The organism is Enterococcus larvae (genome assembly GCF_017830045.1).
Taxonomy (GTDB): Bacteria; Bacillota; Bacilli; order Lactobacillales; family Enterococcaceae; genus Enterococcus_L; species Enterococcus_L larvae.
In genome coordinates this window covers 50,653-63,573 of record NZ_JAEDXU010000011.1, presented here as the reverse complement: position 1 = coordinate 63,573, position 12,921 = coordinate 50,653, and the positions used below count along the sequence as shown (strand labels likewise).

15 protein-coding genes are annotated in these 12,921 nt (G+C 38.0%); 3 read left to right on the top strand and 12 right to left on the bottom strand.

Annotation, left to right across the window (positions count from 1 at the left end; translation table 11 throughout):
- Nucleotides 1-85: 85 nt before the first annotated feature.
- The 8 genes from I6N96_RS16945 to rplM all read right to left on the bottom strand — a co-directional run bounded on the left by I6N96_RS16945 (nucleotide 86) and on the right by rplM (nucleotide 7,213).
- Nucleotides 86-1,795, bottom strand: a complete 1,710-nt coding sequence (locus I6N96_RS16945) for a metallophosphoesterase (protein WP_209558757.1) — start codon at nucleotides 1,793-1,795, stop codon at nucleotides 86-88.
- Between the two features lie 364 nt (nucleotides 1,796-2,159).
- Nucleotides 2,160-2,813, bottom strand: coding sequence for a hypothetical protein (locus I6N96_RS16940; protein ID WP_209558756.1), 654 nt, complete (start codon nucleotides 2,811-2,813; stop codon nucleotides 2,160-2,162).
- Nucleotides 2,814-2,969: 156 nt separating this feature from the next.
- The gene (locus I6N96_RS16935; RefSeq protein ID WP_209558755.1) at nucleotides 2,970-3,683 is read right to left on the bottom strand and encodes a hypothetical protein; all 714 of its coding nucleotides are present in this window, start codon (nucleotides 3,681-3,683) and stop codon (nucleotides 2,970-2,972) included.
- 85 nt (nucleotides 3,684-3,768) lie between these two features.
- Nucleotides 3,769-5,265 (bottom strand): hypothetical protein, encoded by a 1,497-nt coding sequence (locus I6N96_RS16930; protein ID WP_209558754.1) that lies wholly within the window; start codon nucleotides 5,263-5,265, stop codon nucleotides 3,769-3,771.
- Nucleotides 5,258-5,602, bottom strand: a complete 345-nt coding sequence (locus I6N96_RS16925) for a hypothetical protein (protein WP_209558753.1) — start codon at nucleotides 5,600-5,602, stop codon at nucleotides 5,258-5,260. Before I6N96_RS16925 ends, I6N96_RS16930 begins: the two co-directional genes overlap by 8 nt.
- On the bottom strand, nucleotides 5,599-5,910 hold the full coding sequence (locus tag I6N96_RS16920) for a TIGR04197 family type VII secretion effector (RefSeq protein ID WP_209558752.1): 312 nt from the start codon (nucleotides 5,908-5,910) through the stop codon (nucleotides 5,599-5,601). Before I6N96_RS16920 ends, I6N96_RS16925 begins: the two co-directional genes overlap by 4 nt.
- Before the next feature lie 468 nt (nucleotides 5,911-6,378).
- Nucleotides 6,379-6,771, bottom strand: a complete 393-nt coding sequence (gene rpsI / locus I6N96_RS16915; RefSeq protein ID WP_086348639.1) for a 30S ribosomal protein S9 — start codon at nucleotides 6,769-6,771, stop codon at nucleotides 6,379-6,381.
- A 13-nt stretch (nucleotides 6,772-6,784) separates the two neighbouring features.
- Nucleotides 6,785-7,213, bottom strand: coding sequence for a 50S ribosomal protein L13 (gene rplM / locus I6N96_RS16910; RefSeq protein WP_236674733.1), 429 nt, complete (start codon nucleotides 7,211-7,213; stop codon nucleotides 6,785-6,787).
- 245 nt (nucleotides 7,214-7,458) lie between these two features.
- Here rplM and I6N96_RS16905 point away from each other — a divergent pair, with 245 nt between their 5' ends.
- On the top strand, nucleotides 7,459-8,001 hold the full coding sequence (locus I6N96_RS16905) for an AlkZ-related protein (RefSeq protein ID WP_209558751.1): 543 nt from the start codon (nucleotides 7,459-7,461) through the stop codon (nucleotides 7,999-8,001).
- 135 nt (nucleotides 8,002-8,136) lie between these two features.
- Here I6N96_RS16905 and I6N96_RS16900 read toward each other — a convergent pair whose 3' ends face one another.
- From I6N96_RS16900 to I6N96_RS16890, 3 genes are all read right to left on the bottom strand, one after another.
- Nucleotides 8,137-8,364 (bottom strand): hypothetical protein, encoded by a 228-nt coding sequence (locus I6N96_RS16900; RefSeq protein ID WP_209558750.1) that lies wholly within the window; start codon nucleotides 8,362-8,364, stop codon nucleotides 8,137-8,139.
- A 202-nt stretch (nucleotides 8,365-8,566) separates the two neighbouring features.
- Entirely contained in the window at nucleotides 8,567-8,983 is a 417-nt protein-coding gene (locus tag I6N96_RS16895; protein WP_209558749.1) for a DUF3788 family protein, read from the bottom strand.
- 12 nt (nucleotides 8,984-8,995) lie between these two features.
- Nucleotides 8,996-9,568, bottom strand: coding sequence for a GNAT family N-acetyltransferase (locus I6N96_RS16890; RefSeq protein ID WP_209558748.1), 573 nt, complete (start codon nucleotides 9,566-9,568; stop codon nucleotides 8,996-8,998).
- Between the two features lie 146 nt (nucleotides 9,569-9,714).
- Here I6N96_RS16890 and I6N96_RS16885 point away from each other — a divergent pair, with 146 nt between their 5' ends.
- Together I6N96_RS16885 and I6N96_RS16880 are read left to right on the top strand one after the other, a co-directional pair.
- A complete protein-coding gene (locus I6N96_RS16885; protein ID WP_209558747.1) occupies nucleotides 9,715-10,677 on the top strand; it encodes an N-acetylmuramoyl-L-alanine amidase in 963 nt (320 codons plus the stop codon).
- 103 nt (nucleotides 10,678-10,780) lie between these two features.
- On the top strand, nucleotides 10,781-11,710 hold the full coding sequence (locus tag I6N96_RS16880) for a tyrosine-type recombinase/integrase (RefSeq protein ID WP_209558746.1): 930 nt from the start codon (nucleotides 10,781-10,783) through the stop codon (nucleotides 11,708-11,710).
- Between the two features lie 174 nt (nucleotides 11,711-11,884).
- Here I6N96_RS16880 and I6N96_RS16875 read toward each other — a convergent pair whose 3' ends face one another.
- Nucleotides 11,885-12,721, bottom strand: a complete 837-nt coding sequence (locus tag I6N96_RS16875) for a histidine phosphatase family protein (RefSeq protein ID WP_209558745.1) — start codon at nucleotides 12,719-12,721, stop codon at nucleotides 11,885-11,887.
- Between the last annotated feature and the right edge of the window lie 200 nt (nucleotides 12,722-12,921).

The window sequence follows — 12,921 nt, the reverse complement described above, 5'->3', positions numbered from 1 at the left end:
AGGCTTATCTTATAATCTGCTACATACAATTTCTGTGCATTTTCAAGAAATATCAGCTGCCAGTTCAACAAATATATTCTATTCTCTAATTTTCCAGACTACCATCAATCAAGCTCATCAACTCAAATCCAGTGTTCATATCAGAATAAATAGAACAGACGACAAACCGCTCTTTGCCGGCAAACTCTACTACTTTATATCGACCAAAGGCAGCAGGGATATGATGATGGCCGTGAATAGCACCGATGATATTGTATTGTTCAAATAATTGTTCAATCGCCGGTTCTGTGCAAACATACTCCTTGCTATAGGACTTACTTCGTGGCGATAGCCTACTCAACTCATTAAATAGCGGGGCATGGGAAACGATCACCGTAGGTATATCTTGTTCCTTACCAAGCAGTTTCTTCAGGGATTTCAAAATAAAGCTTTGCAGTTTCTTCCTTCGTTTGACCAATGCGACAGGAATCGTAAGACCGATGTAGCGAATGCCGCCATGGACCGTGCTACTATTATTAAGCACCTGCATTTTTGGGAAACGTTTCTCAATCTCACTTTTCACGACTTCATAATACTGGTGATCCCCCACAGGCAAAAGAGGCCATGCATCATCCGGGCTCTCTCTTATAAGCTTAAACCATTCATAGTTAGAGAAAGGAGCCCATTTTTGCCACTCTTCACTATTCACATCTGGATTTTCCGGCAAGACAGCAGCCAACTCATGGTTTCCTATCACATAGATACCGCTTATTTTTTCATTCGTCATATGTGAATCCATCACATCTCCAGCCAAGATATTAAAATGCTTGTTACTGAAGGGAAACTTCCCATCGATGATATGCATATCTGAAACGACATTGACTATATTCGTACTTTCTGTCGGCAGAACATTTTCAAAATATTGCTTTAATTCTTGAGGATCGACACTATGCGCCACATAATTTTTTCGAACATCGGATAATTCCTTTCCGAACTCTGAGCGTAAAAGCGGTTGGTTATTGGTAAGCATCGGCTGGGTGGTGTTGATGATCGAACGCTCAATATTTTGTTTCACTTCTTGCGGAAGCAGATCCAATGCCGGAGCAATATCCGAGTCAAAGGTTAGTTGCTTATGCATCTCATCATCTAGGGAAGCGTCTGATATCGTTGATTCCAGCAGCTTCATATTTTTTCCATCTGTCGTTAGCGGCAAGGCTTGTGTAAGCTGAACAACAAAGTTAAGATATTCAGAAACATAACCGGCAATTCCTGTTTTTACATTTTCACTAAACAAGAACTTCCCAGCCAGATTGGCTGAAAGCGGGCCTGTTTCGTCATGCTGCAGCAATCGTCCCAAAACTTGAATCTCAAGTAACGGGTTTTGAACAATTGCATTATAGGCTTGAACAACTTCAGGGGAGTCTTTACTTACTCGCTTTTTCGTTACTTGAAAAATGCTCAACACCAAGTATTGCTCTATGTTTGGTTTATGCATTTCTATGTAATGACGTACCTCTTCCGGATGGAGCAGGTATTGGATCGCTGCACGCTGAATATAATTCCTTGCTGTATCGTAAGGTATTGCCGAGTAGACAAGGTCGCCCCTAGATGAGATGGCCATAGAATGATCCCTCATGTTGCAGGTCAATTGAAAATAATCATTTCGAAACAGGGTCTTATTCACGGGACGCCGCTTATTTTCCGGATAAAGCTCAAAACGATCAGCGAGCTCCACCGGTAATCCTGCTTCAGACTTTATTGGTGAAAGTGACTGATTTTTTTTGATAATGAGTTCTTTGCCTCTATTCAATTTCATTCATGCACCTCACTTTTAAGGAATAGTAGTTGATTTTCTGTAGTTTTACAATTATGTATTTTATTAGGTTTATTATAGCATTTCTTCGGTTGTTGAGAAGGTAAGATTCTCGATCTGAAAAAAAGACACCATCCAAAATATGGAAAGTGTCTTAAATGCATTACATACATACTGACATAACTTCATGTGCTAAAATCCGATCTCTCTTAAGAGCTTACCATTCACAAGTCCTGTGAAACTTCAGCAGGTCATTTCACCGCACACTATCAGATTTTTGATTATTCGTAATGAAATAGAATCATTTACTTAGAAACGATCCCCTCAGTTCACTTCTTATCTTTATCGATAACTCTCTATAGAACCGTCAAGTCATTGGATACCATCCGGCATAAAAAACATATATTTTTTCTCTCAATTCTTTACTTAGCGCACTAGACACATCTTTAGAAATTGATTCTAAAACCAATTTATTTTTTTTATTTATTTCAACATAGCTCTCTTTATCCTTTGAATTAAATACAGGTGTCTTATAATTTACATAGAAAACCAACGCTGTGTTTTCAACTACATTCTCTATATTGCTGCCTTGCGTATAAGACAATTTAGATGTATTTGCAAAATTGTCAGGCTTTACCGAAAGAACCTCTACATACGTATTTTTCACTAAATCAATTCCTTGATCCTCATTCAGATTCTCACTATCCTTCAGAGATACTATCTGTTCTTCTGTCAACCGTTCGCAATGGACATTATTCCGCAAGTAAATATACTCTGAGCCCAGCTCGGAAATGCGAAAATAATACGGCTTTTCTTTTAGTAATTCAAAGTCATTTTCTTTAAGCGTTTTATCTATTTCCTTAAAATCATACAGACTATTCAAATAGATACTCAAATAGTTCAAATAATTCTTTTGAACCAAAAAATAGTCTTCCTTCTTGCCAATCCCTTTTTCCTCTGCTTCCTCTAAATCGAAGTCTAACGGATAGATTTCTGAACTAATTTCGCTTATTGATTTCATTGGTGGTCTTAAACTACAGCCACTTATAAATAAGAGCGATAAAATGAAAACAGTTAGAATTTTTCTATTCACGGAATTTTTAATCGGCATAGCATACCCCAATTTCTCATACTTTAATGATATTGATCTATTGCGTGATATTTATAAAGTAAACAATTATTTTATATTAAGGTTTTCAGTAAATAGAACTGTAACAGGAATACCTTCATTATTTTCTGATAATTCTTTTTCCGCGTTTGGAACAAACACCTCAGACAAAAAAGTCAATCGTTTATCATCTGTCTCTCCATCTAAAGAATTTCCTTCCTGATCATACTCGTTTTGATAGGCAACCTCTAAAACCACAGCTTCATTCAAAGCATTTGGTTTTAATGACCGGTCATAACTTGCATATTCTATCTCGCTCTCTTTCTGCCTTATAACCATTAAAAATGTCTTCTTTACAATTGCAATCAAACTAGAATCAGATGCAAAATTAGAGTCCTCTGCTTTTTCTAAAAAAGTATCAATATTTCCCTGTGACAGTCTTTCTACGTAAATATTATTTCTTAAATAAAAATAGTGTGTATTCAACCCAGAGGTTCCTTGATAAAAATCTTTTTTCTCCTCAGGGACAGATGGAAAATATAAAGAATTATTCTTTAATTCCGCATCAACTTTTACAATTGGGAGAATCCCTACTAGATAATTTTCAAGAATCCTTTTGTACATATTATGAACAACTTGAAAATTACTATTTAACTCTTCTCCTGAAGCCATCCCTTTTCGTTTAGCTTCCTTAAGATCATAATAATCGGGATAAGATTGCGTTTTGATCTCTTCTACACTGGGATTTAGAAGTCCATTATTTTTCAAAGCTTCTTGATCCATGCTATCTTCCTCCTTTTTCTGTGAAAAGCAACCAGAAAATATTAGTAGTGTCGTTAGAATACAAATTAAGCCTAAAGACTTTTTTTTATTCATAAGTGATTACCTCTAGATCTCCGTTTTTACATTCCTTTGTCTTTATTATATACCGTTCCCCCCACGAAGAAACGATTAAATTACCTTGATCGTCTATCCCAGTAACAGCCATGATATGTCCTTCATTTTTCCCCATAGTCATGTATTCTGACAATTCTCCGTTATCACTTTCCTTATAAATGGTTTCTCCTTCATAGATTTTAACCATTACATCTCCTTTTTTCAGCAAATCATTATAAGAATTTACTGATATTTTATGACCAGAATCAACGGAAGCACTTATTCCTGCGTTATGATCATCCAAATATTTTTGAATTCTATAATTACGATTATCTGAATTAGTTCCACTACCCGTCTGATCCTCAGTAATCTTATAATCTTTTTTATCTCCATCTGTTTTATCATAGTCTTCAAACTTATTAACTTTATCTCCTATCGTAAACCAAAGAAACTTATCTGCGTTATGGTTGTCTGTTGCACAGTATAAATCAACAATTAGTGCATTAAAATTATATTCCTTCTTACCAGAAGCGCTAGTCCGAAACATTGGAAAACCAAAAGTCTTTTCAAACTCCTCTTCTTTTCCTTTATATTGAATAAATAACGAGTTAGTAATCGCAACATATCCACATCCCTCATTGTTTAATCTGCTAAGAAGTATTTTCATTTCATCTTCAGTCATATTTGGGTAGTACTGCCTGATAATTTCATAAATTCTTTCTTTTTCCTCACCAGTTGCATAACGCGCTGAACCTTGATCCCCACCATATGGCTCCTTAAATATTTCTGGCTCCTTCAATTCTTCCCAGGTTTCATGTACCCGTGTTTGCCAATTAGTTTCTATTTTTGTAAATCCTTGTCCATTCCAAGATCCAGTTCCAATTTTTCCAGTTGAAATATCTCCCCCCAGTAACGACAAACCTTCATTCATCAAACCCTTAGTTTCTTCTGTAATACTAAAATAAGCGGAAGACTGCCCATTAAAAGTGAGCAGCTTATCCAACTTCTCTTTTAATTTGCCTCTTTCTTTTTCATTAGTTGCAATAGAGGATGCTAAGCTATTTATATACTCTTGATATTCCTCACGAATCGCTCCTTTTGTTGCAATATCTTGGCCCCTATACCACTGTTCTTGACTTGCTTTAGATGATTCCAGACTCTGAATAGATGAATCATAACTTGCAATTTGCTTTTCTAACACTTCAGAATCTAAAGATTTCCCTCCGCACATCGAAACATAACCATCTACATAAGCCTGATTCGCTTCCTCAATACCGTCCGCATGCATGATCATCGTTTTTGCTAACGCAGGATACATAGATGACAAATATGATTTAATTGAGTTACCCGTTTTGCCGCTTATCCCTATTTCCAACCCAATAGCTGATGCTACAGAATTTAAATTATTTGCACCTTCTCTCAAAGCTCTGCAATAAGATTTAATGTCTGCAGTTTGTGTCCGCACCTCTCCTAGATTCATTTTAACCATGTTTGCTCTCCTTTAGTTCTTTGCGTTCTTCCTCATACAAGGTCTCATTTTCTTCTGATAAACGCATGCTTTCTTTTGAAAGAAATCCCGAAATTTTTTCACTACTCTCTAAGAATCTATCTTCATCTCTACGTGTTTCTTCCAACCCATCCTCAAATAAGTATTGCTCCGGTTCACCATAAAAATATTCCAACACTTCCTCTTTCAATTGTCGGTTGTGGAAATAAGTTTGTCTTATCTCATCCTGTTGAAATTCAAATTTCTTTCGACTTAGCAATAATTCATCTTGAGCCTCTTCGTTTTTCCTTCTTTTTAAACGAATCTCATCTAATCTCATTTAAAAGCTCCTCCACTTAAAAATTGATTTACAGATGATACTTCCAACTGATTTTTAATTTTTTCATCCGTTCGAGTAAATGTTGAAATCACACTTTGGATGGCTTGGACATCACGAGTTAAAAGTTGCTGGGCCATTATTGTTCCTTTCGCCAATGATTCAAATGTACTTTTTGCATTGCTATTCCCTGAAATCGTCGTATTTTCTGAAAAAGTTACCGTCTTTGAAATAGACAACCTATCACTTGCCTGACAAATTTTCGTCGCTTGAGTACGTGCGGATATTGGATTAACATCAATTGCTCCCATTAGTTCCCCTCCTTTGATTCACTTCGACTGTCTTCATTCAGTTCGTACTTATACGTATCATTTTCATTTCTTAAAGCGCTAGCGTAATCGTACTAAACTCTTTGTTCACATTATACAAAATTTGTAAAATTAAGTAAAATTCACATTATTCAGTATCTACTTCTACATACTTGAAGACTGTAACTCATTATCGGTTTTTAAAATATTTATTATCCACTCTTTGTGCTCCAAATGAATTCTATCTCCTCGCTACTAAAGAAATCACTTTTAGCTGCACACTTTCTATCCACTACTTAAACAGCAGACTGAAGTTCGCTAGAGCCTATTTATTCAAATAAACAAAAAAAGACACCTTCCAAAAATTGGAAAGTGTCTTGAAACATTCTAATTGAATGGTACTCGATTTCCGTAGAAATCTCCGTCCCATACTGTATTCGTAAGCGAATAAATCCGCAACGACTCCAGCAATTAACGTTTTGAGAACTGTGAAGCTTTACGGGCTTTCTTAAGACCTGGTTTCTTACGTTCAACCATACGTGCGTCACGTGTAAGTAACCCAGCGCGTTTTAGAGCTGAACGGAAATCTGGATCTACTTGCAGCAATGCACGAGCGATTCCGTGACGGATAGCTCCTGATTGTCCAGCGTATCCACCGCCATTAACGTTTACTAAAACATCGTAAGCGCCTTTTGTTTCAGTCACGCCGAAAGGCTGATTGATAACTTCACGCAAGTCAGCGTGTGGGATATATTCTTCAACATCTTTTTTGTTTACAGTAATTTTACCAGTACCTGGTACTAAACGTACGCGGGCAACTGCATTTTTACGACGGCCAGTGCCGATATATTGTACTTGTGCCAATGAATTTTCCTCCTTAAATTAGGTTTGTGATATCTAAAACTTCTGGTTGTTGTGCAGCATGTGGATGCTCAGCTTCACCATATACGTTCAATTTAGTAAATTGTTTACGGCCTAAAGTGTTTTTAGGAAGCATACCTTTTACAGAATTTTCGATTAGACGACGAGAGTTTTTCTCACGCAGTTCACCAGCAGTAACAGACTTCAAACCACCTGGGTATTGGCTGTGACGGTAGTAAATCTTGTCAGTCGCTTTTTTACCAGTTAATTTCACTTTGTCAGCATTGATTACAATTACAAAATCTCCAGTATCCACATGTGGTGTGAATGTTGGTTTATTTTTTCCACGTAGCACAGATGCTACAACTGTTGAAAGGCGTCCCAAAGGAACATCAGTTGCATCTACTACGTACCATTTACGTTCTACTTCGCCAGCTTTGGCCATATATGTTGTACGCACGTTTTTTTCCTCCAATTTTCGATTCGATGTTTGACTTACACTTGAGTTTCCGGGGCTCTTGTGGGGCAAACAATACCATTTAACATAATACCGTCTATCTCGCATAAAGTCAATGATTTTCAAGCCTTTTTCTTTACTTTTCATGAATTTTTTTCAGAGTATTTACTGAAGAGGGAATATTTCTCGCTACCAAAGACATGATATAATAAATAAAAAGGAGAGCTGCTGCTGTGACCGATAAATCATTAAAAGAACATTTAGCCCATTTCGGACTGCTGACCTGTAACTCTACATCGACGATGCCTAACATTACTGATTTAGGATTCAGTTGGTCTGATGCTACAAATTTAATTGATAAACACGAATTATTCTATTGCAAGTCCCATAAAAATCGAACAACCTACTTATCTCCGGAGGCTTATTATCTTATAAAGAAATACAAGAAACAGAAACCTATGAACGCCCAGGCAAAACAGATCTACCAGCTATTAGAACAAAACGAAATGGAGACGATCGAGCTCAAAGCCGTTTCCTTCATGAAGCAAACGGAATATAAAAAAGCCTTCGACTTCCTATTGAAAGAGCGCTACATAACAGCCATCAGAAATGGGCGGATACTCAACCCTAACTGGTCAACCTATGTTTATGCTGCGGCAGAAAAATGGGAGAGCTATACACCTGAACCTACGCTTGGTCCCAACTCAAAAGAACAACTTATCGCCCTGTTAAGCGTCTTTATGACTGATAGGGAGATAAAGAATTTTTTAGATTAGATAAACAGAAAAACACCTCTGCTGCTTCGGCTTACCGAACAAACAGAGGTATTTCTTTATCTTTAATTATTCAAAAGTTTATCTTTCTCCTTCGGATCAAATCGCTATCTATATCAAAAATCTATCCACACTTCACTATTTTAAGGATCTGATCGTTTCCTTAAAATCTTCCACTTCATCTCGTATCGTATATTTCAACTCGCGTCCTTCTTCTCGCATCCCTTTGACCGTCGAGGTGATCTCGCTTCTCAGGTCATTCATGGAGCTTCTGATTTCCAGTGCTCCAACACCGGCCATCCCCAGAACACAAATGATCCCGATCGATACCATGATAGCTGTTGTTGCTTTTTGTAGTCTTCTCATTTGTCATCCCTCCAACGCTTCCTTCTTATAGCTCTATTTTATAGGAAATCAGCTGTTGTTTCATCGTGCCTGAGACTGAAAATGACACGGAACTTTCTCCAACCTAGGTCCCAAACATCTCTGGCGCCTCTTCATTTAGATACCAAAATAAAGAAGGCTTGAAAGCAACGGAACTAACTCATTGTTTTCAGACCTTCTTTATTTATAACAAACGAAACTGGATCAGCTTCAGTGCATCCCTCAATAGCTCCTCACTATCAATATCAAAAACTAACCATTTACCACCGTTTAAAAAATCATATTTTTCATAAGCCAGCTGGATTCGGTTATCAGATACTGCAATCAATGCCTCGATTTCGGCTTGATACTGCTGATTGGCAATGATCAACACCTGAACTTTCCCTTCCTGTGGATAAGCTGTGCATAAGTTTTTTCCCTTTTTCTTGAACTTCATATTCCAACCAGGGATCGAACACCGACTATGCTCCAGCTTAGGCTTAGCGCCAATCACTTCAGTCAACTCATGAAAAAGTACATCCCATTCCTTCGTATCGATATACTCAGCAACATCGGCTATTTCCGGCTGATTTTCTCTGGAAAACTTCTCATTCCATTCCATATTTTTTGCCTCCTACTGCTTATTCATGTCCTCCCAGTCCCTAACTGTTATTCCTTTGATAACATCTGTCGCGATTTTACCTTTACTAATGCGAGCATTTGGAATTATTCCTTCTTCCTTCATCCCCAACTTGTCCATTACTTTTCCGGAATTCGGATTATCTATATCATACTTAGCATATACCCTGACTAGATTCAATTTTTCAAAGCCAAGCTGAATCAGCGTCCGACCAGCCTCCGCAACGATTCCTCGACCCCAATAAGCCTTATTCAGTGTATAGCCGATTTCAGCGATTCGATTGGTTTCATCTACACGTAAGTCGATTGAACCGATCATTTTCCCATTTTCCTTCAGCTCAATGCCGTATTTGCCCAAGGGGTCTTTTATAAAGTAACCGGCAATTGAAGCTTCGGTATCCTCGATTCTATAGTGAACGGGAAAAACGTAGGTTGCTGTTTCTTCATCTGACGCATATTCAAACATGTCCTCAGCATCATTCAGAGTCACTGGTCGAAGGAGCAGACGCTCTGTTGATAAGTACTGATTTTTTGCCAAGATTAAATTATAATTGATCATCATTTCCATCTACTTCACCTGCTTTTTATTTTACTTTAACGAACTGACACGCAAACTTCAACCTAAATTAGCCGATTTCTATTTTTTTTATTTAAGTCCGTTTTAAGCTTGAATCGGTATCTTTAGAACATCAAAAAGAATGACGGGGACAGAATATGAGGAGTAAAAAGCGACGAACAAAGCGAGTATTGTTTTTTCTTACTATTATTTTAGGGGTTGGTACTGCCAGCTATTTTAAGTTTCGTACAACAATTTTAGGAACGAACGCTGCAGACGAAGCAGTTGCCGAGAAAGAATCACAAAAAACATTGGCCATTGCCAGTACGAATGAAACATCAGAAGCAGAAAGCCTAACGACAACAGTCGTTCAAATCGGTGAGGAGGATATCCCACTATACAGTCAACCTGATGCAGACAGCACAGAAATAACGACAGTGACACGGGGTGAGTATGTAGAGTTTATTGATGAAAGCTATGATTGGTATCATGTTGTTGTGAATGGAGAATACGAAGGTTATGTATCTAGCTTATACAGTGAGTTATTGGATATCGATGAACCCGTTACTCCCACCTCTTTAGAAAATACGGTAGTGGTTCTTAACCCCGGACACGGGGGAGACGATACCGGCGCTCTCAGTAATGATTATTACTACTATGAAAAGGATATTACTTTAGCTACTGCTCAGGTTATTCAGGAAACGCTGGAGGCTGTCGGCTGTACCGTCATCCTCACTAGAGACTCTGATACGACAGAATCCTTGGATGAAATCTGTGAAGACAGCATCGATAATCAGGCAGACTTTTTCTTTAGTCTGCACTACGATTCCACGGACTATATGAATGATGCATCAGGAATGACGACCTACTATTACTATGAAAAATATGCAGCTTTGGCTGAAACTATCAATCAGGCTCTGGCCTATACATCTCCATTGGAAAATCGTGGGGTAGAAGTGGGGAACTTTCAAGTACTGCGTCAAAATACCAGACCCGCTCTACTCTTGGAGCTTGGCTATATGAACAACGATTATGATCTGGCAACCTTTGTCACAGAGTATTATCAGCAACAGGTTGCGGACGCTTTATTGGAAGGAATTACGGAGTATATCCAATCTTAATGAATGCTATTACGATAAATAAAAAATCCAAATAACACATACCTTATCTTCTCCATATCTTTTGATTATACTTATCAATAAAAAGATATGGAGGATTTTTATTTTGAATCAATGGATTTCAGATTTTTTGATTTACAAAAAGAACTACCACAACTTATCTTCACGCACCATCAAGGCTTATGAATCAGATCTCAACTTACTAGCCATCTTTTGTTTGGATAAAAAGATCCCCGTAGCAGATGGCATCATTCCTTTTATAAATAAATTAAATCAAGAGGATCAATTGAAAATATCTTCTCTGAAGCGAAAAATGATTACCTATCGAATGTTCTATAAGTATTTGGCGAGTAATAATATCATCCCTAGGAATCAGCAGTTTGAAGACTCCCGCATCAGTTATCCCATACAAAAGAAAATGCCTAAAACATTGAAAATCAGTGACATCGACCACTTATTATCAACGATGTATTTTCGGTCACAAAATGAAGCAGTCAGTATATACCAAAGAAAGAATTGCACCCGAGATATTGCACTCCTCGAATTGCTCATTTCTACAGGAATACGTATCAGCGAAGCCAGTAGCATTGATTTATCTGACTATGATCAAATGGATAATTCTCTTCTTATTCACGGAAAAAACGGGAAAGAGCGGTTGATCTATCTTTCCAGTCATGAAACAAAACAAGCAATAACTACCTACTTAAAAATCAGAGGAACTTATCATCCTGTTGATCAAAGCCTGTTTGTTAATAAGTATGGAAAACGCCTTTCGATTTATGGCATTGAAGATATATTTTCTAAATACTTAAAATTGGCTGATATCCAGACTCCAGCAACTCCGCATCATCTAAGACACACCTTCGCGACAGAGTTGCTGAATAACGGAGCAAACATACGAGAAGTTCAAGAACTACTTGGTCACTCAAGCATCGTGACTACCCAAATCTATACAGAAGTCTCTATGGAACGAAAACGCCATGTACTGGACACCTACAATTATAGAAACTCTTTGATCATAAAAACCTCCAAATAACTACAAATTATTAGTACATTATACCGAAGTATTCGTGTTTTAAACACCATCATTTTTTACAATAACTATGGAATAGTTATTTAATTACTTCAAAAAATTACATAAAAACCGAATTTACTTCCATTAGGAGTGATCCCCTTAAAGAAGTAATTCGGTTATTTATTTATTTTTATTCTATTCCTTCTCCCCATTTTCCACATAAGTCATGTCATTGACAGCGCCCACGCTGTACTTGCCATCCTTATAGGTCACGGTAGAGATACTCGCGTTTTTCAGTCCGGTTGGTGGAAGCTCCGCTTCGCTGTCCAGATGTCCCAGCAGCGTGATGATGCTCATGCCGTGCGAAACTACTAATACATTGCTATGCCCTTCTTTTTCTGCATCTGCAACGATATCATCCAATGCAGCAGTCAAGCGGTCAACGATGGTCTGGCTGTCTTCTGCTGCCCAGTTGACGCCCTCTTCAACGTTTTCTTTATCTAACTCCGCCAGAACATCTGCAAAGTGCAAAATGGATTTGTAGAAGCCGTCTGTCTGCATGTCCTCCATAAACTCTTCATAGGTTTTTCCATCTGCTTCGGCAACGGCGCTCTGCATCTCTTCATTCATCATACCTTCGTAAGTTCCAAAGTTATACTCTCGCAGGCGTTTGTCTCTTGTATACTCCATGTCCTTTTGACCATTGTTTTCCAAAATCAGTTCTGCAGTCTCCATCGTACGGCCGGAGCTGCTAGTATAAACCTTGTCAAAAGTAATGTCGGCCTCCTTCAGCCCTTTCCCCAAGTACTCAGCTACTTCGATTCCAGCGGGCGTCAACGGTGCATCGATCCACCCCTGAGAGCGATCCACAGTATTCAGCATCGTCTTACCATGTCGGGCAAAGTAAATCGTTACCTCTCCGTTTGCCGGTGTCGTACTTTCTACGGTGTTTTCTGCCTTATCTGCTCCCCCAGCACATCCAGTCAAAAATACCGCGGCCGCCATTCCTACCAATAATTTCTTCACGTTCATTTTTATGCTCCTCTTCAAATTATTTGCCGATAGTCGATAATGACTCGAGTGGTCGCCCCCTTCTTTAAAAAAAAGAAAAAACCCAACCATACTGATTCCCAAAAGAATCTGCATAATTCGGTTTAGCTTGTCTAAAACAATCACTATCCTACTATTCAACTACTTACAGTATACAATTAAACGGAAAGAATGAAAACCCT